Source organism: Ruminococcus sp. RTP21204st1_B2_RTP21204_210225 (genome assembly GCF_040914135.1).
GTDB lineage: Bacteria > Bacillota > Clostridia > Oscillospirales > Ruminococcaceae > Hominimerdicola > Hominimerdicola aceti.
Genome location: NZ_JBCPGA010000019.1, coordinates 26,387 through 45,696, shown reverse-complemented (window position 1 = coordinate 45,696; position 19,310 = coordinate 26,387). Strand labels below are relative to the sequence as shown.

The 19,310-nt window shown below is 41.6% G+C and carries 20 protein-coding genes; 16 read left to right on the top strand and 4 right to left on the bottom strand.

Annotation, left to right across the window (positions count from 1 at the left end):
• Positions 1-62: 62 nt before the first annotated feature.
• On the bottom strand, positions 63-224 hold the full coding sequence (locus tag AB5123_RS08420; protein WP_337812351.1) for a helix-turn-helix domain-containing protein: 162 nt from the start codon (positions 222-224) through the stop codon (positions 63-65).
• A gap of 287 nt (positions 225-511) precedes the next feature.
• Between AB5123_RS08420 and AB5123_RS08415 the strand changes: the two genes are divergently transcribed.
• The 3 genes from AB5123_RS08415 to AB5123_RS08405 are packed head-to-tail and all read left to right on the top strand — an operon-like array spanning position 512 to position 2,896.
• Positions 512-1,624 (top strand): amidoligase family protein, encoded by a 1,113-nt coding sequence (locus AB5123_RS08415; RefSeq protein WP_368364695.1) that lies wholly within the window; start codon positions 512-514, stop codon positions 1,622-1,624.
• Between the two features lie 2 nt (positions 1,625-1,626).
• On the top strand, positions 1,627-2,568 hold the full coding sequence (locus tag AB5123_RS08410; RefSeq protein WP_368364694.1) for a glucosamine--fructose-6-phosphate aminotransferase: 942 nt from the start codon (positions 1,627-1,629) through the stop codon (positions 2,566-2,568).
• Between the two features lie 10 nt (positions 2,569-2,578).
• Complete coding sequence (locus tag AB5123_RS08405) at positions 2,579-2,896, top strand: DUF960 domain-containing protein (protein ID WP_117957112.1); 318 nt, start codon at positions 2,579-2,581, stop codon at positions 2,894-2,896.
• A gap of 144 nt (positions 2,897-3,040) precedes the next feature.
• Here the strand turns inward: AB5123_RS08405 and AB5123_RS08400 are convergent, their stop codons facing one another.
• Positions 3,041-3,361 (bottom strand): helix-turn-helix domain-containing protein, encoded by a 321-nt coding sequence (locus AB5123_RS08400; RefSeq protein WP_186489976.1) that lies wholly within the window; start codon positions 3,359-3,361, stop codon positions 3,041-3,043.
• Between the two features lie 335 nt (positions 3,362-3,696).
• Between AB5123_RS08400 and AB5123_RS08395 the strand changes: the two genes are divergently transcribed.
• The 10 genes from AB5123_RS08395 to AB5123_RS08350 all read left to right on the top strand — a co-directional run bounded on the left by AB5123_RS08395 (position 3,697) and on the right by AB5123_RS08350 (position 14,065).
• Positions 3,697-4,950: a GTPase gene (locus tag AB5123_RS08395; protein WP_038672135.1), complete on the top strand. Its 1,254-nt coding sequence runs from the start codon at positions 3,697-3,699 to the stop codon at positions 4,948-4,950.
• The gene (locus AB5123_RS08390; RefSeq protein WP_051706637.1) at positions 4,950-6,116 is read left to right on the top strand and encodes a GTPase; all 1,167 of its coding nucleotides are present in this window, start codon (positions 4,950-4,952) and stop codon (positions 6,114-6,116) included. Before AB5123_RS08395 ends, AB5123_RS08390 begins: the two co-directional genes overlap by 1 nt.
• A 13-nt stretch (positions 6,117-6,129) precedes the next feature.
• Entirely contained in the window at positions 6,130-7,245 is a 1,116-nt protein-coding gene (locus AB5123_RS08385; RefSeq protein ID WP_337812354.1) for a hypothetical protein, read from the top strand.
• Positions 7,246-7,477: 232 nt separating this feature from the next.
• A complete protein-coding gene (locus tag AB5123_RS08380; RefSeq protein ID WP_337812355.1) occupies positions 7,478-8,911 on the top strand; it encodes an ATP-binding protein in 1,434 nt (477 codons plus the stop codon).
• Between the two features lie 66 nt (positions 8,912-8,977).
• Positions 8,978-9,577, top strand: a complete 600-nt coding sequence (locus tag AB5123_RS08375; RefSeq protein ID WP_368364693.1) for a cyclase family protein — start codon at positions 8,978-8,980, stop codon at positions 9,575-9,577.
• A 219-nt stretch (positions 9,578-9,796) separates the two neighbouring features.
• Entirely contained in the window at positions 9,797-10,258 is a 462-nt protein-coding gene (locus tag AB5123_RS08370) for a DUF4869 domain-containing protein (RefSeq protein WP_022287080.1), read from the top strand.
• Positions 10,248-11,201, top strand: a complete 954-nt coding sequence (locus tag AB5123_RS08365; protein ID WP_337812357.1) for a hypothetical protein — start codon at positions 10,248-10,250, stop codon at positions 11,199-11,201. The genes AB5123_RS08370 and AB5123_RS08365 overlap by 11 nt, the downstream gene beginning before the upstream one ends.
• A 304-nt stretch (positions 11,202-11,505) precedes the next feature.
• Positions 11,506-12,657 carry an ATP-binding protein gene (locus AB5123_RS08360; protein ID WP_337812358.1) on the top strand — a complete coding sequence of 384 codons (1,152 nt, stop codon included), beginning with the start codon at positions 11,506-11,508 and terminating at the stop codon, positions 12,655-12,657.
• Positions 12,658-12,665: 8 nt separating this feature from the next.
• Positions 12,666-13,073: a hypothetical protein gene (locus AB5123_RS08355; RefSeq protein WP_337812359.1), complete on the top strand. Its 408-nt coding sequence runs from the start codon at positions 12,666-12,668 to the stop codon at positions 13,071-13,073.
• A 386-nt stretch (positions 13,074-13,459) separates the two neighbouring features.
• Positions 13,460-14,065: a hypothetical protein gene (locus tag AB5123_RS08350; RefSeq protein ID WP_038672150.1), complete on the top strand. Its 606-nt coding sequence runs from the start codon at positions 13,460-13,462 to the stop codon at positions 14,063-14,065.
• Positions 14,066-14,230: 165 nt separating this feature from the next.
• Here AB5123_RS08350 and AB5123_RS08345 read toward each other — a convergent pair whose 3' ends face one another.
• Complete coding sequence (locus AB5123_RS08345) at positions 14,231-15,022, bottom strand: alpha/beta hydrolase (RefSeq protein ID WP_368364692.1); 792 nt, start codon at positions 15,020-15,022, stop codon at positions 14,231-14,233.
• A gap of 339 nt (positions 15,023-15,361) precedes the next feature.
• Positions 15,362-16,057 (bottom strand): YoaK family protein, encoded by a 696-nt coding sequence (locus AB5123_RS08340; RefSeq protein WP_022288241.1) that lies wholly within the window; start codon positions 16,055-16,057, stop codon positions 15,362-15,364.
• 153 nt (positions 16,058-16,210) lie between these two features.
• Between AB5123_RS08340 and AB5123_RS08335 the strand changes: the two genes are divergently transcribed.
• The 3 genes from AB5123_RS08335 to AB5123_RS08325 are packed head-to-tail and all read left to right on the top strand — an operon-like array spanning position 16,211 to position 19,281.
• Complete coding sequence (locus tag AB5123_RS08335) at positions 16,211-17,113, top strand: LysR family transcriptional regulator (RefSeq protein ID WP_117891935.1); 903 nt, start codon at positions 16,211-16,213, stop codon at positions 17,111-17,113.
• Positions 17,114-17,136: 23 nt separating this feature from the next.
• Positions 17,137-17,934 (top strand): DUF4866 domain-containing protein, encoded by a 798-nt coding sequence (locus tag AB5123_RS08330; protein ID WP_022288239.1) that lies wholly within the window; start codon positions 17,137-17,139, stop codon positions 17,932-17,934.
• Between the two features lie 18 nt (positions 17,935-17,952).
• Positions 17,953-19,281, top strand: coding sequence for a threonine/serine exporter ThrE family protein (locus AB5123_RS08325; RefSeq protein WP_117859224.1), 1,329 nt, complete (start codon positions 17,953-17,955; stop codon positions 19,279-19,281).
• The last annotated feature ends 29 nt before the right edge of the window (positions 19,282-19,310 follow it).

The following is a 19,310-nucleotide window of genomic DNA, read 5'->3' as shown; positions in this document are numbered from 1 at the left end:
AATTAGACTTTTTTCTTACTTCTAGTTTAGTCTATTTGGTGTTCGTTGGGTAGGGTGGGAGATTATTTGGCGGGGACACTAAACTTGTATATCCTCCACCTGCTGCCGATCTTGAAACCCTCTATCTCCCCTGTTTTAAGATAACGAAGCATAGAGTTTTTGCCAATCTTTAAAAGCTGCTGACATTCTTTAGCGGTAAGGATGTCGGGTATATCGTCAAACATAATTTATCATTCCTTTCAAAAAATATCGGTTTATCTTAATGTTCGGCGGTTTAAATAGGCTTTTTACGGAAACTTGATCTTTACAAATATACATCATCTTTATGAAGTAACGCAAATGCAGAAAGGAGGGCGTTACGATGAACAAAGCTAAAGTCATACTCGTGCTTGTGGGCAGCGTGCTGGTGGAGATAGCGCAGGAGATCATCACCTACATCGCAGATAAGGACGAGTGAACACCATAGGCAGGCTTTCGGGTCTGCCTTTAATTTTTGTAAAGGAGTTTTAAAATGAGCGAACTTACCCATTGCAGCATTTGCGGCTGCGCTTTAGAGGACGAGGCGGAATGCTATGAAGTCGAAAACGAGATACTTTGTCAGGAGTGCTACGATAACGAAACAGTTATCTGCGACCATTGCGGCGACCGCTGTATCGAACAGAATACCGTGAGCGATGAGAATACTATCCTCTGTACAGATTGCTACGATAATCATTACTACCGCTGTTCAAACTGCGAAACTATCGTGCATTCAGACGATACTTACTGGCGCGGCGATAATGCCTATTGCCGTGAATGTTATGACGATTGCTGTGACAGCGGCGACTACATCAACGATTATTACTACAAGCCAAAGCCCGTGTTCTACAAACTGCCGAAAGAAGACAACGTACGTTTTTACGGCGTTGAACTGGAGATAGACGGTGCAGGAAGATATGATGATAATGCGGAGAAGATATATGATACAGCTAATGTTCAGAACGAAGTGCTTTACATAAAGTCAGACGGCTCGCTGGACGAGGGAATGGAACTTGTCAGCCACCCTTGTTCAATAGATTTTCATCGAAAGAAATTCCCGTGGGACGAGATAGTAAAAAAAGCCATTGCCCTTGGCTACCGTTCGCATAATACGTCTACCTGCGGACTTCACGTCCATATAGGCCGAAAGCAGCTTGGATATTCCTACGAGGAACAGGAAGAAGTCATAAGCAGAATAATGTTCTTTTTCGAGAGCCATTGGAACGAGCTTTTCAAGTTCTCACGGCGTACTGCATACAGCGTTGACCGCTGGGCAGCAAGACACGGTTACAATGACAAGCCGAAAGAGATACTTGAAAAGGCAAAGAAAAGCACTAAGGGCAGATATGCCTGTGTGAACATAACAAATGCTGATACTGTGGAGATAAGGCTGTTCAGGGGCACTCTAAAATTCAACAGCTTTATGGCGACGCTTGAACTTGTAGACAGCATATGCCAAAACGCAGTATGCCTTAATGATGATGATATGAACAAGCAATCCTGGGCGGATTTTGTTCTTAGCATAAAGCCTGAATATACAGAGCTTATCAGGTATCTGAAAGAGAAAAGGCTCTATGTTAACGAGCCTGTCAGCGAGGATGATTAACTATGTGTGCGATATTTGGATTTGTAAATTACAGACGTTCGCTCAGCAGGAGCGAGATGAAAGAACTTATCAACAGATTATCCGTCGAGTCAGAGGTGAGGGGTAAGGACGCAACGGGCATAGCGTATGTGAAACACGGCGAACTCAAAGTTTTCAAGAGAGCAAAGCCTGCTCACAAGGTAAAGCTTTATGTACCGGAGGACACGGTTATCCTCACAGGTCACACGAGAATGACTACGCAAGGCGACGCTAGGTACATTTACAATAACCACCCGTTCACAGGCAAAACTGCGGACGGGTCTTTTGCTTTATGTCACAACGGCGTGCTTTACAATGACAGTCAGCTTGCAAAGTCTGAACATCTGCCGAAAAGCAAGATAGAAACTGACAGCTACGTTGCCGCACAGCTTATTGAGAAATACGGCAGACTTGACTTCAAGACCATAGCAAAGATGTCAGAGGCGGTAGAAGGCTCTTTTGTATTCACGATACTTAGCGACAAGAACAAGCTTTTCATAGCAAAGGGCGACAATCCGCTTTGCCTTATCCATTACAAGCAATTAGGGCTGTATGTTTATACGTCCACCGAGGACATTATGAAGAACGTGCTGAAAGGCAGTTTCCTTGAAAAGCTGCCTTTTGAAGTGATAAAAGTCACAGAGGGGGAGATCATAAGCATTGACAAGCGTGGGCGTTTTGAGAAAAGCAGCTTTGTACCGAACGAATTTTGCTATGGTTGGAACTATTACGGATACAGAAAGCCCGCTTATGACGATGATGAACTTTTTGATATATGCGGAATGTTCGGGGTATCGCAGGAAGATCTTATGCTGCTTTACGATATGGGCTACACGGACGAGGAGATAGAGGGTATGCTTTGCGACAGGAGTATGTTGAGGGAGTGTATCGAGGAGGCTAGGGTGTTGGTGGGAGAATATTATTAGGAGGTATCTTATGGCATACACATTCAGCGGAAGCAGATATGTCACAAGCGGCGTGGCAGAAAACTTCCCTATTGAATTGCAAGTGGCGTTATTTTCAGCCGTAGAGCAAATGCGAGAAAAGGTCAGCGGACAGCTTGATTATCTGCAAGTTTTCGAGATAGTGACAGAGGTCAAAGGGCAGAAAAAATTCCTGCACATTTATCATATGCAGGAATGCCCCGAGGCTAAGCTTAAATATTTCATACCGACCGACGTGGAGGTAAACGGCAGGGCGTATATGATCGACGATGTGGATCATATTACGCTGCTGTTGGCGGAGGAGTATTGAGTTGAAAAGGAATCACAGCTTTCGAGGGGGCTGTGATTTTTTTTGCCCTGAACTCACCTCTCCTGTACCTATTTACCTTATAATCATGCTTCAAAGTGTCGGTCTTGTCTATGCGGCAGACGTACAAATTTACCTTTTCCCCTCTCACCGCCTATTCCCATTAGCAAGATCATTAACAATATCTGCAATGTTCTCCAGCTGCCTTTTGTTGAGCTTTTTCAGGTCAGAGATCAGCTTACTCAGCTCTTTTGGCTGCTCGGCGTCGGCGTCGAAAAACTCCTGCGGCGTAATGTCCAGATACTCGCAGATATAAAAGAAAGAGGTCATAGAGGGCAGGGCTTTTCCTGTTTCGATATTGTTTATATACCCTGCGTTCTGTCCAATAGATAAGCTCATATCCCTTGCGGAAACACCTTTCTGTGTGCGAAGTTTTGAGATCCTCAAAGCAAAATTATTGTCATACATGAATTTGTTCTCGTACATTATTTGCACCCCCATATATAATATTTTATCCTATATCATTATGCATTATGTCGGAATTTTTCCTATAAAGGGGTTGAAATATGTGAAATAATATGATATAATGATGTAAAGTATTTGAAATAATGCGATATTTGTATAAGAAGCGGATTGTGTCATGTTTTTTGTTAAAATAAAAAAATATCTTACGAAAACGTTATACTAAGCAGCCAGCTTAACAAAAGTGAAAAAGAATGTGTTATAATTAACATACAAAAACGTATTATTATGTCAGTTATAGTTGATAATTGACAAATTAATAAGGAAAAGGAGTTTTTGACATGAACGAAAACATCAACAAGAAATTTGACGTAAAAAACTTTGACTATGATAAGTGCTATGAAGAAGTAAAGGAAAATGCTTCAAAAAATATCAATATCATAGTGTGCGGAGCTACCGGCGTTGGCAAAAGCAGCCTTATAAACGACTTCTTCGAGTTTGATAAGGATAGTGCCGCTCCTGTCGGAAGCAGCGGAAAGCCGCAGACAAGGGGCATACACGAGTATCATTCAAAGAGCATTACCCTGTTCGACACTGAAGGCTACGAGGTAGAAAGCTCGTCTACGCCGGAAAACAGCGCTTTTTACAAAAATATAATAGATCTTATCGACGAACGCAAAAATACATATTCTGCGGATTTGGGTATGCACATCCACGAGGTTTGGTACTGCATAAATAACCGCTTCATGGATCTCGATGAAAGGCTGATAAAAGACATACAGGCGAGAAATATCCCCGTGTGCGTTATTATTACAAAGGTGGATAATCTTGACGAGAACGAAGTCGCTCAGATAAAGGACGCTGTCGGCGATGCCGGAAAACGCAATAGGATAAACGGCGTTGAGGTGTTTACCTATTCTACTAACAGCGATCTTGGCGACGAGTATGTGCAGAAATCTGAGATAAACAGCTGGGCACATCATAATCTTGACGATTACCTCAGAGAAAGCTTTATCCCGTCGCTCAAAAAAGCGCAGGGTCAAATGGCAGAAATGATGATAAAGCACAAGATACCGAAATACGCGGCTTTAGCCGCAGGTATTGTTACGGCTACATCATTTGTACCCGTGCCACTTTCCGATTCGGTACCGCTTATGGGCATACAGGTAAAAATGGCGATGGATATTTTAAGCTGCTACGGAATAGATAATGATATGAAGGGCGCTGTGAAAAATTTAGCCGGAGCGGGCTTCGTTTCTTATATAGGAAAAACGCTGGCTTCTCAGCTGCTTTCGGTGATCCCATTTGTCGGCGGCGCGGCGAAAGCCACGGTAAATGTTTCAGTGGCAACTACTGTTACGGCTACCCTCGGCGTTGCGATAACGAAGATCTGCGAGGAATACACTAAAGCCTGCATAGAGAACGGCGGCTCGAAAGACCTTATGATCACCAAAATTTCCGACTACTTTACTGTTGAAAATCTGAAAAAGGTAATGAAAGAGATCAGCAAGGGCAAGGATCAGAGAATTGTAGAGAGAATAGTAAAAGCTGTAGTTGATATGTTCAAGGATACGAAAAAAGGAGCAAGAAAATAATGGAAGGCGACAAGATAAAAACTAATATACTGATAGCCGGCAAATCGGGCGTTGGCAAAAGCAGTCTGCTGAATTACATATTTGGCGAAGAGGTCGCGGAGACGGGTGCGGGAAAGCCCGTAACGGCGGAGGGCCTGCACGAATATTCTTTCGAGCTGAAAGATAACGACCGAATATCTTTTTCGATATGCGACAGCTGGGGTCTTGAACCCGATAAAGCGGACGAATGGCACAAGCAGATAATCGACAAAGTAGCGGAGTACGACAAGCACTCTATCAACGAATGGTTCAGCACCATAATCTACTGCCTTAGCGCCGACTCTGACAGAGTGGAAGATTTTGAGATAAGCATAATAAACGACCTTATAGCTGAGAAAAACAACGTAAACGTTGTGATAACTCACTGCAAGTCTGAGAACGACGACAGAGCGGAGCGTATGAAAAAGCGCATAGTTGAAGACGGCGGCGTTTCGGCTGACTCGGTGATATTTGTAAACAACTATGAGAAAAAACTTATTTCTGGCGAGGTAAAAAAGTTTGGACGCGAAAAGGTAGTAAACTGCATTATCCGCAACTTGTGGAACAATTACAAGGTAAAAGTGCCGTATAAAATAAAAGAGCACGCCAACGAAATGTTTCGCAGCGAGCACGATAAGTTTCATGATATGGTGGCAAGTACAAGCTTTGTTCTGCGAAAGCATCATAAGCTCGATAAGTTTGAAGAGGAAATAAACAAAGAATTCACCGTGTTCGTTTATAATTCTGTAAGAAAACTAAATAGCGAGTTTAACGATGCGTATAATTATTATCAGCAGTTGTCAAAAGAGTATTACACGATCGTTTTTGGTATGGACGCGTTAAAGCTGCTGAACGACCCAATAATGTTTTTTGACGCAACAAAGGCTTTCAAAGAAGAAGTAAGTCAGCAGGTGGAAAGGATCGCCGAATCGACGGGAAAAATACTGAAATTCATGAATCAGGACGTTACCAAAGAGCTTATGAAAAAGCTTTTTGCAGAGATAAAGATAAACGTAAAGACGGCAAAAGCTATCAAAAACGACCTTCATGAAACGGTGGACAGGTACATTGTAAGAACGAAAGGCGTAGTTTTTGAAGAGATCGAGAAAACTGAGGAAAAGCTGCTTGCTATCGAGATCAAGATATAGGGGGTGCAACCAAATGACCATAAAAAAGCTAACAGCAATAGTCCTCACGGGTGCGCTGTTGCTGCTCACCGCTTGTTCTGACAGCGATTCAGGCAGCGACAAAAAAAGCAAGAAGAAAGACTACTACACCATTGGCGAAACTTGGACAGTTGATGGACAGTGGTCGCTTACCATCACGGGAGTCACGGAAACGGCTGAGCGCAATGAGTATGCGGACGAAAATCCTGCGGCGGTCTATATCGTGGACTACGAATATACAAACATCGGTTACGAGGACGAGGACGGCATAGCAAAGGGCATTTTCTTCGACATGGAGGACACCATAATAGACAGCAATGGCGTTATGGGTTACAGTTACCCGGGCGACGTTGCGAGAAACCCAAATGAAGCGCCTATCGGAAGCACCTGCAAGGCTCAGGCTTGCATTGGTGTGGACAATGCGGGCGATTTCAGGATCACTGAGAGCCATTATGATTCAGACGGTGACGAACATTCGGCGACTTTTCTTATCGAAGTCGGCGGAAGTTCGGCAGATGAAAAATCTGACAGCGCCGCTCAGCCGACGGAAACTACCACCACTACGACCGCCGAGGCGACTACAACTAAGCCCGTGACCACGCTTGCGCCGTATGACATTTACGACGACACGGTGTATGCGAACGACCTTATCTACGAAACGGCGGACGATATTTTTGCCGAGCTGGGTGACGATTTCAGCATGGATTTTATATCAGTGGGGCAGGAAAACATCATCGCCGTGGAGAACGACGACGTGTACCCGAACACGAAGATCGGCTTTTATACCACGGACATACAGAACATCGGCACGCTTGATTTTCCGTACGCGATACACGTCACGCCGGGCGGATACATCACCGAGGGCGTGCAGGTTGGAATGACGTACAACGAGCTGAAAGCCATTTGCCCGAGCCTGGAGGGCGCAACGCTTGACGGCGGAACGTTCGGCCCGACGGCGTGGATAAACATAGACGGCAACGCGTGGGGCATAGAGTTCGACGTATCGCAGGCAGACCGCGAGCGGCTAGGCATGGCGGTAGGCGTAGCTGTTGATCTTTCGGAGCTTAATCCTAAGAGTACACTAGGGTATTATATTAGTTCGCTGAGCTGAGGTAGGCTAAGCGGGCTTTTCGATCAAATGACTATGGGTAAAGAAAAATCACCGATACAAGCCTTTGTGCCTGTATCGGTGATTTTTTTGCACTTCCATATCAATTTATAAGCCATTGCCTCATTTTATACGGCTTTTATTAGACTTTTATAAGACCTATTACAATTTTATAAGAATTTAATCTTGACAAATTCTAATAAAATCAGTATAATTATATTATGGAGGCGATAAAATGCTTGATAATGAACTTGTAGATATGGTGAAACAAATACAGCTTGTTCGCAGCGAGAGCAACAAGATAGAGATAAAAGCGGCAACTAAGGGCTGCCCTAAGGTGCGTGATTCGCTGTCCTCTTTTTCAAATCAGTCGGGCGGAGGCGTTATTATTTTCGGCGTAGATGAAAATGACGGGTACGAGGTCTGCGGAGTTTATGATGCCGCTGACCTTATGAAAAAGGTCGAGGCGCAGTGTCAGGAAATGACGCCTGTGATAAGACCGCTGTTTTCCGTTGCATCTATCGACGGCAAAACTGTCGTATCTGCCGAGATACAGGAGATAGATAATGCTGACAAGCCCTGCTTTTACAGCGGTGTGGGCAGGCTGAAAGGCTCATATGTCAGGTCGGGCGACGCTGACAGACTTATGACGGAATATGAGGTTTACAGCTATGAGGCTTTCAAAAAAAGCATTCACGACGAGCTGAGAACTTGTGAAAGAGCCTTTACAAAGGACATTCAGACCAACGCATTCAAGCTTTATTTTGACCTGCTGAAAAGCAAAAAGCCTAATCTTGCCGAGCTTTCAAATGAGGAAATATGCCGCTTGCAAGGTTTTACGGACGAGGGCAAACCGACTTTGGCAGGGATAATGCTTTTCTCAAACTACCCGCAGGCGTTTTTTCCGCAGCTTTGCATAACGGCTGTGTCTGTGCCCGGAACTGAGATAAGCAGTACGGCAAGCGTCGGCGAACGTTTTATAGACAATCAGCGAATAGACGGAACACTTGTGCAGATGCTGAATGATGCTTTGGTGTTCGTGCGCAAAAATATGAAAACTGCGACTATCATAGACCCGAACACGGGCAAGCGAACGGACAAGACGGAATATCCTGTAATTGCTATAAGAGAGCTTATCCTGAACGCTCTTATCCACAGAGATTACAGTATCCACACGGACACGACGCCTATAACCATAAAGATGTTCAGCAACCGTTTTGAGATAGAAAATCCCGGCGGACTTTACGGCAGAATGACGCTTGACAGATTGGGAAAAGTGTCTGCCGACACAAGAAACCCTAAGATAGCAGGTGCTATGGAGATACTCGGTGAAACGGAGAACAGATACAGCGGCATACCTACGATAATAAATGCTATGGAACAAAGCGGTCTGCCTGCGCCGAAATTCGAGAGTGACAGAGGCGTATTCAAGGTGACGTTGTACAACAGCGCCGCCGAAAGCGTGCCGATAGATGACATTGAAACTGAGATACTTGAATTCTGTAAAACGCCGAGAAGCAGGAATGAGATAGCGGAGTTTTTCAATGGCAGAATGACGATCGCTTACGTTATGGAAAGGTACGTCAAGCCAATGATAGCAAGCGGCAGGCTTATTATGACGATACCTGAGAAGCCGAAGAGTAAGTATCAAAAGTTTTTGGCGAGGTGAGGATAAAGGTAGAGTGGACAATTACGAATGAAAATGCAAATCGGAATTTGTGGAGGAGAATATGAAATGAAAATCTATGATATTTCTCAAGAGGTTTTCGGCTGTCAGGTATATCCAGGCGACCCGACACTGAAAAAAAGGGTGATTTCTTCAATGGAAAAAGGCGATTTGTATAACCTGACGGCTTTTAGTATGTGCGCTCACAACGGCACGCATATAGATGCGCCATTTCATTTTATCAAAGACGGAAAAACTGTAGATTCCGTAAGTTTAAATACATTTATAGGAATGGCTTATGTTGAAGAATATAATGGAATCGTTTCTGCCGATGATGCCACGGAAATACTTGAAAAAGCGAAAAAACAGAATTCAGAAGCGGCAAAGAGAATTCTTATCAAAGGAGATGCAGAGGTCTCTGCGGAAGCAGCTAAAGTGTTTGCTGAATCAATCATTTTACTGCTTGGTAATGAATCTCAAACTGTCGGTCCTGAAAATGCTCCGATGGAAGTACACCTTATCCTATTAGGAGCTGGCGCTGTATTGCTTGAAGGGATACGTTTAGCAGAAGTTTCAGAGGGCGTTTATTTCTTAAACGCAGCACCATTAAATCTATCAGGTGCGGACGGTTCGCCTTGCAGAGCTATACTGATCGCTGCTGAAAGATAAATTCCAACTTATAGATGTACAACAAAATTATCATCAACATAACAGCCACACCTAGTGCCAATTTGACAGCACGGGTGTGGCTTGTTTTTTATGCGATCCTGCTTGCTTTCCCCGCAGAAAAATGGTATAATGAGAATAACAAAATTTTTCAAGAAGGCAGACTGTATGGGCGTATACGTCCGTTTTGCTTGTGAATAATAGCTATAAGGAGATGGTGTTGTGCTTAGAATATTTTTTGGAAAACACCCTAAAGAAATATACAATACTGAGGTCTATTATGCAAATCAGTATGATAAAATGTGGGTCATGGAACCATTTGCAAAAAAGATCATTAAGGATATTGATGACTCAACTGTAATTGGCCCTGATCTTATAGAAAACGATATTTTTGGCAAATTTAATTCAACGGAATTGTCAGCGGGCGTTAAGACTCTTTTGCTGATATATAATCAGCCTAAAAAGATCTTCAATATTTCAAATTGCGGAGATAACTGCTCAAAGTATCTGCTTGAAATGGCTGAAAACAAGGATATTACGGTATCATTGCATCATTTGATGGACTTTGGAAAGTCTTTTTCTGTGAAAATAATAAATGAAGGGAAAAGAAAAGTGATTACAGACCCAATTGAATATTTGATGCTTGCAGATAGATATCTGAGGGGTGAAGAAAATGAGGGGTAAAATAAAAATACAAATAAAAAACAGGCACATAACGTTTAATTTTACTCTTGAGAGAAATGTAACGATATTGACAGGGGACAGTGGCACTGGAAAAACGAAACTCATCAATATGGTGAGAAACTATTCCGAACTTGATGAACAAAGTGGTGTAATTTTAAAGTGCAGTAAACCTTGCCTTGTATTGTCAAATGCTAATTGGGAAACCATTCTTGAAAATACCCACGAGAGCATTGTTTTTGTTGAAGAAAGTACACCATTTCTATCTTCTTATGAGTTTGCAAAAGCGATTCAGGGTTCTGATAATTATTATGTTCTTGTAACAAGAGAGCCGTTGGCGCAAATTCCATACAGTATAGATGCTATCAGGAAGATCCATAAAAATGGTGCAAAACCGAAGTTCGAGAAGATATATAAGAACATTTCAAAAAATGATATATCAGCATTTCCGTATGATATTGTAATCGTTGAAGACAGCAGGTCGGGTCTTCAGTTTTTTAAGAAAGCAACTGAAGATCACGATCTCGAATGTATCAGTTCTAACGGAAAGAGCGGAATTGTAAAATTACTGGAACAGCATAAAGGTAAGCGTATTCTTGTAATAGCCGACGCTGCGGCACTTGGTTCAGAAATCAAAGAGCTTATGTATTTAAGGTCTGTATCAAATAATAAGATCGATCTCTTTTTGCCGGAGAGTTTTGAATGGCTTATTCTTCGCTCGGCGATTTTTGACCGTAATGATAATGTTCAAGAGATTTTGGCTGATCCGGCAGAACATATAGATTGTGAAAAGTATTTCAGTTGGGAGCGTTTTTTTACCGCATTGCTGGTGGCAGAAACTAATGGCAGAGCAAATCTTGAGTATCACGAGAACAAGAGCCATATCCCTTCCGGATATTTATCCGAACAAAATATTTATTCTATTTTAAATGCAATGAAAAAATAATAATAGACAAGCCATACACTATGCCGATTTGACAGCACGGGGTGTGGCTTGTTTTTATGATTTCTGAATTGACAAAACAAAGGTTTTGGTGATATAATTACTATGAGCGAATATGTAAATTTTATATAGTTTTACTTATATTAAAGGCACCAACATGAATAGAATAGAAGCACTGAAAAAACTTGTCAAACGTTTCGGTGATAACTACAAGGCATACAAGAAAGATAATTATAATTAGCATTTCTGCCGACAAATCTGGAAGAGAATGATTTTTCTGATAATGAGGAGATGAAAACAGGCAATCATGGAATATGGTGAATACGAATTAGAAGAGCGTATAGAGTCTTTTATAATGAAAAGATGTGAAACAGAACAATGCGATTTCAAGCAAGAATGGCATCAAAAAGCAGAAGATCTTATAAAAGACATTGTTTGTTTTGCTAATACCGTACATGATAAAGATTGTTATTTAGTGTTTGGAATATCAGATGATTACCAAATCGTAGGCATGACGAAACCTCGCAGAAAACAAGCAGATATAATCGATACCTTGAATAAACTGTATTTTGCAGGAGATATTGTTCCTAAAGTTGAATTGCATACCATATTTCTGGATGGGAAAGAAATAGATGTACTGATTATTAAGAATACTGATTTTACGCCGATTTATCTGAAAAAGCCGTATGGGAGAATGAAGGTAGGATGTATCTATACTCGTATTGGCGATAAAAATACCCCGAATGATGATAATGCGGAATACCATGAAATAGAAATGCTATGGAAGAAAAGGCTGGGCCTGACAAAATCTCCACTTGAATTCATATATGACAGTATGAACAACAAACTAAACTGGAATGAATATGAAGAATCTTGGTATCATATTTACAAACCAGAATATGTTATTCGTACATATTGGGATGATGATGAATGTTCAGACAATCGACGAAGAGATGAGTTCTATTCGTATTCTCAATTAAACGAATTAACCTCTTTTATGAGGCTTGATATTATGGCAAATCAAACCGTATTAGAAGGGTTTCAAATTGTCTGCCTTGATAGCGGAAGGTTGACCATACCAGTACCTGAATGGGGATATATCAAGCAGGAATTTAATCCATATGATATAATTTCCTATAAATACTATTCAAATGGTACAAAACGCTATACTCTTTTGAAATTCATGTATGATCATGAAAATAGGGAAGAACGATATGCTTATAGAAACTTAATGAAGGTGGTATTGATATTTGACTCCGAAAATGAGCGATTTGCTTTTGAAGACTTTATTACATATTATTTTGAAGAATTCAAAGATAGACTCGCTAAGGCGGACAAATATAATTACATAGAAACGGAAAGTAAAAAGAAAACAGAAGTATATAGAGAATATTTAAATACGGGCTTTATTCTTAATGAAATGCTTAGAGAGTATAGAAGTAAATATGAAGATGAATAAAAATCGTGATGCAAGAGATCAATACTACCCACACTTCCTTCATCATTGATCTACATTTTGATTACAACGTTACTTTTATCACAGGCGACTCTGGCGTTGGCAAATCCGCTCTGTATTCATTTATTGAAGAACTGTCTGCAAATGATAAAAGAATAAGATGCTTTAATTACCTTGACCAAAAAAAGAATTACAAAGCTTCGATAAAAAATTCGAAGGATAAGCTTTTTGTAATAGACAATGCAGATATTCTTCTCGACGATAAAATGAGGCAGTATATTGCTTTTGATGCGCAAAACCAATATATAATAATAGGACGAAACCCCACCGGCTTAATGCTTGAGTTAGATGAAATCTACGAGTTGTCGAGCGAGAATATCAATGGCAGAACACTATTATCATTAAAGAAAAGCTTTTAAACGATGAGTTGAAAGATAGATTCTAAAAAAACTGTTTAATTTTTTCAGCCCAATAAAATCTAAACTGTTTTATAGTAGGATCCCACCACTCCACCATATCCACCTACGCCAATTTTACGCCAAAATGGCGTAGGTTTTGTAAGAATATATAAACTTTCGTAAAAAGCAAAAACGTCGCAAACCCAGTAAAATCAAGGATTTGCGAGCTTTTGAAAAAATATTAAAAGGCGGTGTGGGTATTTCCCTACGATGAAGACGTTGGAATAAACATAGTAAGATAATTTGTAGAATTAATGGGCAATTCAGAATATGGGTCGCCCATTTTCTAAGCAGAAATATAATTAGGATTCATAGAAAAAATAAACTAAAATTTAAAGGAGAAGCACATGGGAAAGAAACAAGTTCCAACCGCATCTGAATTGCGTGAGTACCTCGCAAAAGAAAGAGCATATCTAGTTGATTGTGTCAAAAACAATAAAACATTTGTAATAACAGGTCCAAAGTTTCCGGGCGAAACAATTTGGAGATCTAAGATCACATTGCCTTTGCTGGAAGCTGCCGAAGAGGTCGGCACATCAAACGAGGAAATATGGGAACTGTGCAAAAAAAGAACTCAAACGACACACGCTCCTGTTACGCTTAAAGAATATCAGCGCATGCTTCCTTTTGCACAGAAAGAAAAAACGGTCGACGCTGTATTAAAACTTTTGGAAACGTATATCCCACCTTTTGATGACAAGTATTGGACGGGTTTTGATATTGCCGGATATTATTATTGCCTTGCTCTTATTTCATTGTCCGATTATAGAAAAGAAGATTGTGAAAAACAGCTATGGACGACCATTGACCAATTCTTTAAATACGATATTGGGCTGGAGAACATCCCAGTTTTGTTAAGAAACATGACTATATTAGGGTCTTCAAGACCTGTACTGAAAAAAATGGGGGCAATCATTGAAGCAGAGATCGAAAAAAGAGCGGTAAACAAGTGACGTTCTTACGAGTTGTTTCACAATAGTGGCTTACATTTTCGTTGAAAACTACCCTTTGAGAGAGGAGAAATCCCTTTCTCAAAGGGTATTTTTATATTGTGCAGTTTGTATGAGGTTTCTTGTGTTTCATATTATCACATAAAAACCGCAAAGACATCACCGCTCTTACTTCTCCTCAAACATCCACTCGACCGCCTTTTCAGCATACTCACTCCAAAACATCATATCGTGGTTGCCTTTGCTTTCAAAATACTCGTGAGAAACGTTTCTGCTTTCAAGAAATTTGTGAAGATCACGGTTGTTTTCAAGCAGGAAATCTTCTGTACCGCAGCACATAAATATATCTGGGATATTTTTGCCCTCTCGCTGAAGTTCGTCTATAAGAAATTCGGGATTGTTCCTGCTGTTCAGCACCTCAGACGTTTCGCCGAAACATTCTCTGTAATATTCATAATTCGCTATGGCATTGCCTTGCCCCTCTGACATTCCTGCGACTTCGTGTACGATAAGAGCCGAAGATAATGCAGCAACCTTGCCAAAGGTTTTTGGATATGCAAATGCTGTATGAAGTGCACCAAATCCACCCATTGAAAGTCCCATAATGTATGTTTCACTGCCGTCTTTCGCAAGTCTGAAAACTCGTCTTACATAGTCCACAAGCTCCTCGCCGACGAATTTGCAGAACTGATGACCAGTCGAGCGTCCGTCCAGCCAAAAAGAATTTTCGCCCGAGGGGATAACTACTGCAAAATTATACTTGTCCGCAAGATATTCAGGCACCCAGTTTTCTGCGTCGACTGTAAAACCATGCAGCAAGAAAAGCGTTTTGGTGCTGTTTTCCGAGTATTTCGTATCTGTCTGCCCCCAGTCCTGCCTTATGTCACATGGCAGGTACATTTTAAACGTGGTATATCTCCGCAGGCAATTTGAATAAAATCTGATCGTTAAGTTTGACATAGTTTTTCCTCCTGTTTTTTATATAATTATACTACATAAAATCAGGTTTGTCCAAGGGAGAAGCGAAAAAATTTTTCAATTTCCCTCACAAAATCATTTATCCCTATAAAAAAATCACATCTGTCAAAGCCTCGTCCCAACGTACCTTGCCGCTTTTTCATAATATTTTTTGTCGATCATAATTCTACGCTCCTCCGCATTTACAAGGTGTCTATCTACCCCGTCTGCAACTATTTTATTCATTATATCAAAATCAAAGCCGCAAAGTCAAACCAGCAAAAAAGCTGTCTGACCTTGCGGCTTTTGACCTTTATAATACAATGCTAACCGAAATGTGCCCTACATATCCTCCCTCATCATATCATTCTCACTCTTTATAAACATAAGCACAAAGCATATAAGCAGCAATGCACAAGATATCCATATAAACTCATTGCCTATGTATAATGAATATGCTCCGCCTATTCCTGCACCGCAGGCAAATACGAATATCGTAAGAAAATATTGCAGCGATTTCCTAAGCAGCGACTTGTCCCCTATCCTCATGTATGCACTTATGGATTCCATTGCACTTCTCATATTTCCTATGCACATAGTGCTTGCGTATGGATAACTATTTACTTTCCTGAACGATTGCACCTGCATTGCACAGGCACATGATGAAAGTGCATTCGCAACAAAATCGTATGAACCGCCAAGCGGTATAAACCCCACAATGCAAAGCAGCACCATTTCCGTGAAAACTATTATCTGCCGCCAATGTATAAATCCCACGTCCTTGAAACGTGCGTGCAGACGCTCGGCTATGAAAATCCCCATTGCAAACGCCAGCACAGGTATAAGATAGTGCAACGCCCTGTGCCAGTTGCCTTTTGCGACATATGTGCTCATAAGCACAATGTTTCCCGTCTGTGCATTTGAAAAAACTTCACCTCGCACAAAATACGAATATGCGTCCTGCAAGCCCCCTGATATGGTCAGAAGTATCATGAGCATATTGGTTTCAGACATTTGTTTTCTTGATCGTAACATCATTTTATCATATTCCTTCATAAAAAATTAACAAGAAAAATATTTTTATACACTTTAATTTTCTCCTTTTTCCATTATAATTATCTCAGATATATAAGTCAAATATATAATTTATATGCAAGATATAAAATATTGATATAGCAAGAAAGTGATAAAGTGAATATAAATTACGAATATTATAAGATATTTTATTATGCCGCAAAGAACCGCAGCTTTTCAAGAACGGCAAAAGTGCTGCTCACAAATCAGCCTAATATCACAAGGGTGATAAAAATACTCGAAGGAGAACTTGGCTGCACGCTTTTCAATCGAATGAAAAACGGCGTCACGCTTACCCCTGAGGGAGAGATACTTTACGAGCACATCTCAAAGGCGGTGGAACTTATTACAGAGGGCGAAGATGAGATCTCAAAAGCCAACGACCTGCAAAGCGGAACTGTCACCATAAGTGTGACGGAGACCGCACTTCACGGCGTTATGCTGCCACTTCTCAATGAGTTCCATGAAAGATATCCGGGAATAAAAATAAAGCTGCTGAACCATTCAACCCCTCAGGCACTGACTGCTCTCAAAAGCGGCATTGCAGACCTCGCTGTGGTAACAACGCCGATAAGCACAGAGGGCTCGCTGAATTTTCATAAGCTCAGAGAGTTCCGTGAACTTATCATATGCAGCACAAAGCTAAAGGATCTTGCAAAGCGAACGCTCACTCTTGAGGAACTTTGCAGCCACCCTATAATATCACTTAACCGAAACACAAGGACATATGATTTCTATTCCGATTTCTTTTTCCAGCATGGAATAGATTTTCAGCCGGATATAGAGGTCGCAACTGCCGATCAGATAATGCCGCTTGTGAAAAGCAACCTTGGCATAGGTCTTATACCTGAACCAATGGCTCAAAGCGGCGATGTTTATATTTTGAAAACTGATGAAGAGTTTCCAAAGAGGAGCATCGTTCTTGCAGAAAATGCAGACAAAAAACTCAATGCCGCCGCTACAGAGATACAAAAAATGATACTGAAAAAGTGTAATATGTTTGCAAATGCTGAGATATGACATACATGAAAGGAGATAATAATATGCCTACAGTTTTGCCAAAAGAAAATGAAGTCGAACAGTTTTTTTCAAGGATAATGGCATCGGAAGGAGCTTGCGAAAGGCTCAGCAGCGTGCTTTACGATCACCTTAGCGATGACGATATGCAGACCGATCCTGACCCAAAACATCTTGTGCAGGTGCTTTTGACCGCATATACGAACGGCGATATAAGTGCACTTCTGCTGGAGCTTTGCGGAAGAAGTCTTTTCGATCTGCTGAGAGAGGCATACCTTATACCAAAGCGTTTTCACGGAAAAGCCGGAAAAAATCCTGAACTCCTTACGACCCCTGAAGGCGATGTCATTGAAGAAAAGAAAAAGCTTGTCACAAAGCATGAGTTCGAGAAATTTCGTGATGTGTACAAAAACCACAGCTGTGCACCACGTTCAAAGCTTTATCTTGCAGACGGATATGACCTTATGAGGGTCTATACCGACGGAATGAACATTAAGGAAAAGCGTGTTGACAAAAGACGTGGCGTGCTTATACTTTACGCCCTGCCTGACACTGTAAAGCTTGGACTTTCCGAGGCTCAGACCTATGATGTTATATGGAATACTTTCCACAAGATACAGCAGACTGCCCCAACTGCAATGGTCTATTACGGACAAGAAACAGGCGAAAAGGCTGGAAAATCATTTGATGAGATCGGCGTTTTACTGCCTGTTCATCAGTTTGAAAAGAAAATGCTCATGCACCTCAGCGAGATAGACGGCATTGTGCTTGCCTGCCGTGAGGAAATGATGAAAAAAGCAGGCTCAGACAGCCTTGATCTTTAAAAACGGAAGTGATACTGAATGTCACAAACTATAGTTAAGAAAAATCACATGGATATCCCATGGCACGATTTCACAGACGCCGAAAAGGACGAGCCAGTATCAAAGGCGAGCCTAAAAGAAAAAGCCTCTGTTATAGGCAGGGTGGGAATGATGTTTCTCTCCTGCGGAACGGGAGCGTGGCGTGTGAGAAGTTCCATGAACACCATGTCGGAATGTATGGGACTGACCTGCACAGCAGATATCGGGCTCATGTCCATAAACTACACCTGTTTTGACGGCGAGGCTTGCTTTTCGCAGTCTCTTTGCCTTACTAACACGGGAGTAAACAATTCAAAGCTAACACGTCTTGAAATTTTCATCAACGATTTTGTCAGCCGCTGCGATAGTTTGACTTGCGAACAGGTCCACAATGAACTTGACGATATCGAAAAGATACACGGACTTTACTCGCCGCCTGTTTTGGGCCTTGCGGCGGCACTTGCCTGCGGAGCGTTCACATTCCTGCTTGGCGGTGGACTGACCGAGATGATATGTGCATTTTTCGGTGCAGGCATTGGCAATTATGTGCGGAGCAAATTCACAAAGCACCACCTTACCCTTGTGCTTGGAATAGTTGCCTCAGTATCGGCGGCGTGCCTATCATATGCAGGGCTGTTTGAACTTGCGAAAATACTTTTCAATATAAAAATGCAGCATGAGGCAGGCTACATATGTGCAATGCTTTTTATTATACCTGGTTTTCCGTTCATCACAAGCGGCATAGACCTTTCAAAGCTCGATATGCGTTCGGGCATCGAGCGGCTGACCTACGCCCTCATCATTATAATTGTAGCCACAATGACGGCGTGGTTAATGGCACTTATCCTGCACCTTACGCCAATGGACTTTTTGCCTCTGCACCTTACCTTATGGCAGTTCATACTGTTCAGACTTGCGGCAAGTTTCTGCGGGGTTTTCGGATTTTCCGTTATGTTCAACAGCCCTGTCAAGCTTGCAGCCTCTGCGGCAGTTATAGGTGCACTTGCAAACACTCTGAGATTGGAACTTGTTGACCTTGTTTCATTTCCTCCGGCAGCTGCTGCGTTTGTGGGGGCATTCACCGCAGGCATACTCGCCTCGCTGCTGAAAAAGTATGTGGGCTATCCGAGAATATCCATCACCGTTCCGTCCATAGTCATAATGGTTCCGGGATTATATCTTTACAAGGCTTTCTATAATTTGGGCGTCATGTCCCTTGAAACATCTGCGTCATGGCTTGCGTCTGCTCTGCTGATAATACTAGCTCTGCCTTTGGGGCTTATCTTCGCTAGGATAATTACGGACAGGTCATTTAGGTGTTGTACTTAAAATCTTAGCCATAGCCTAAAGCTATACCG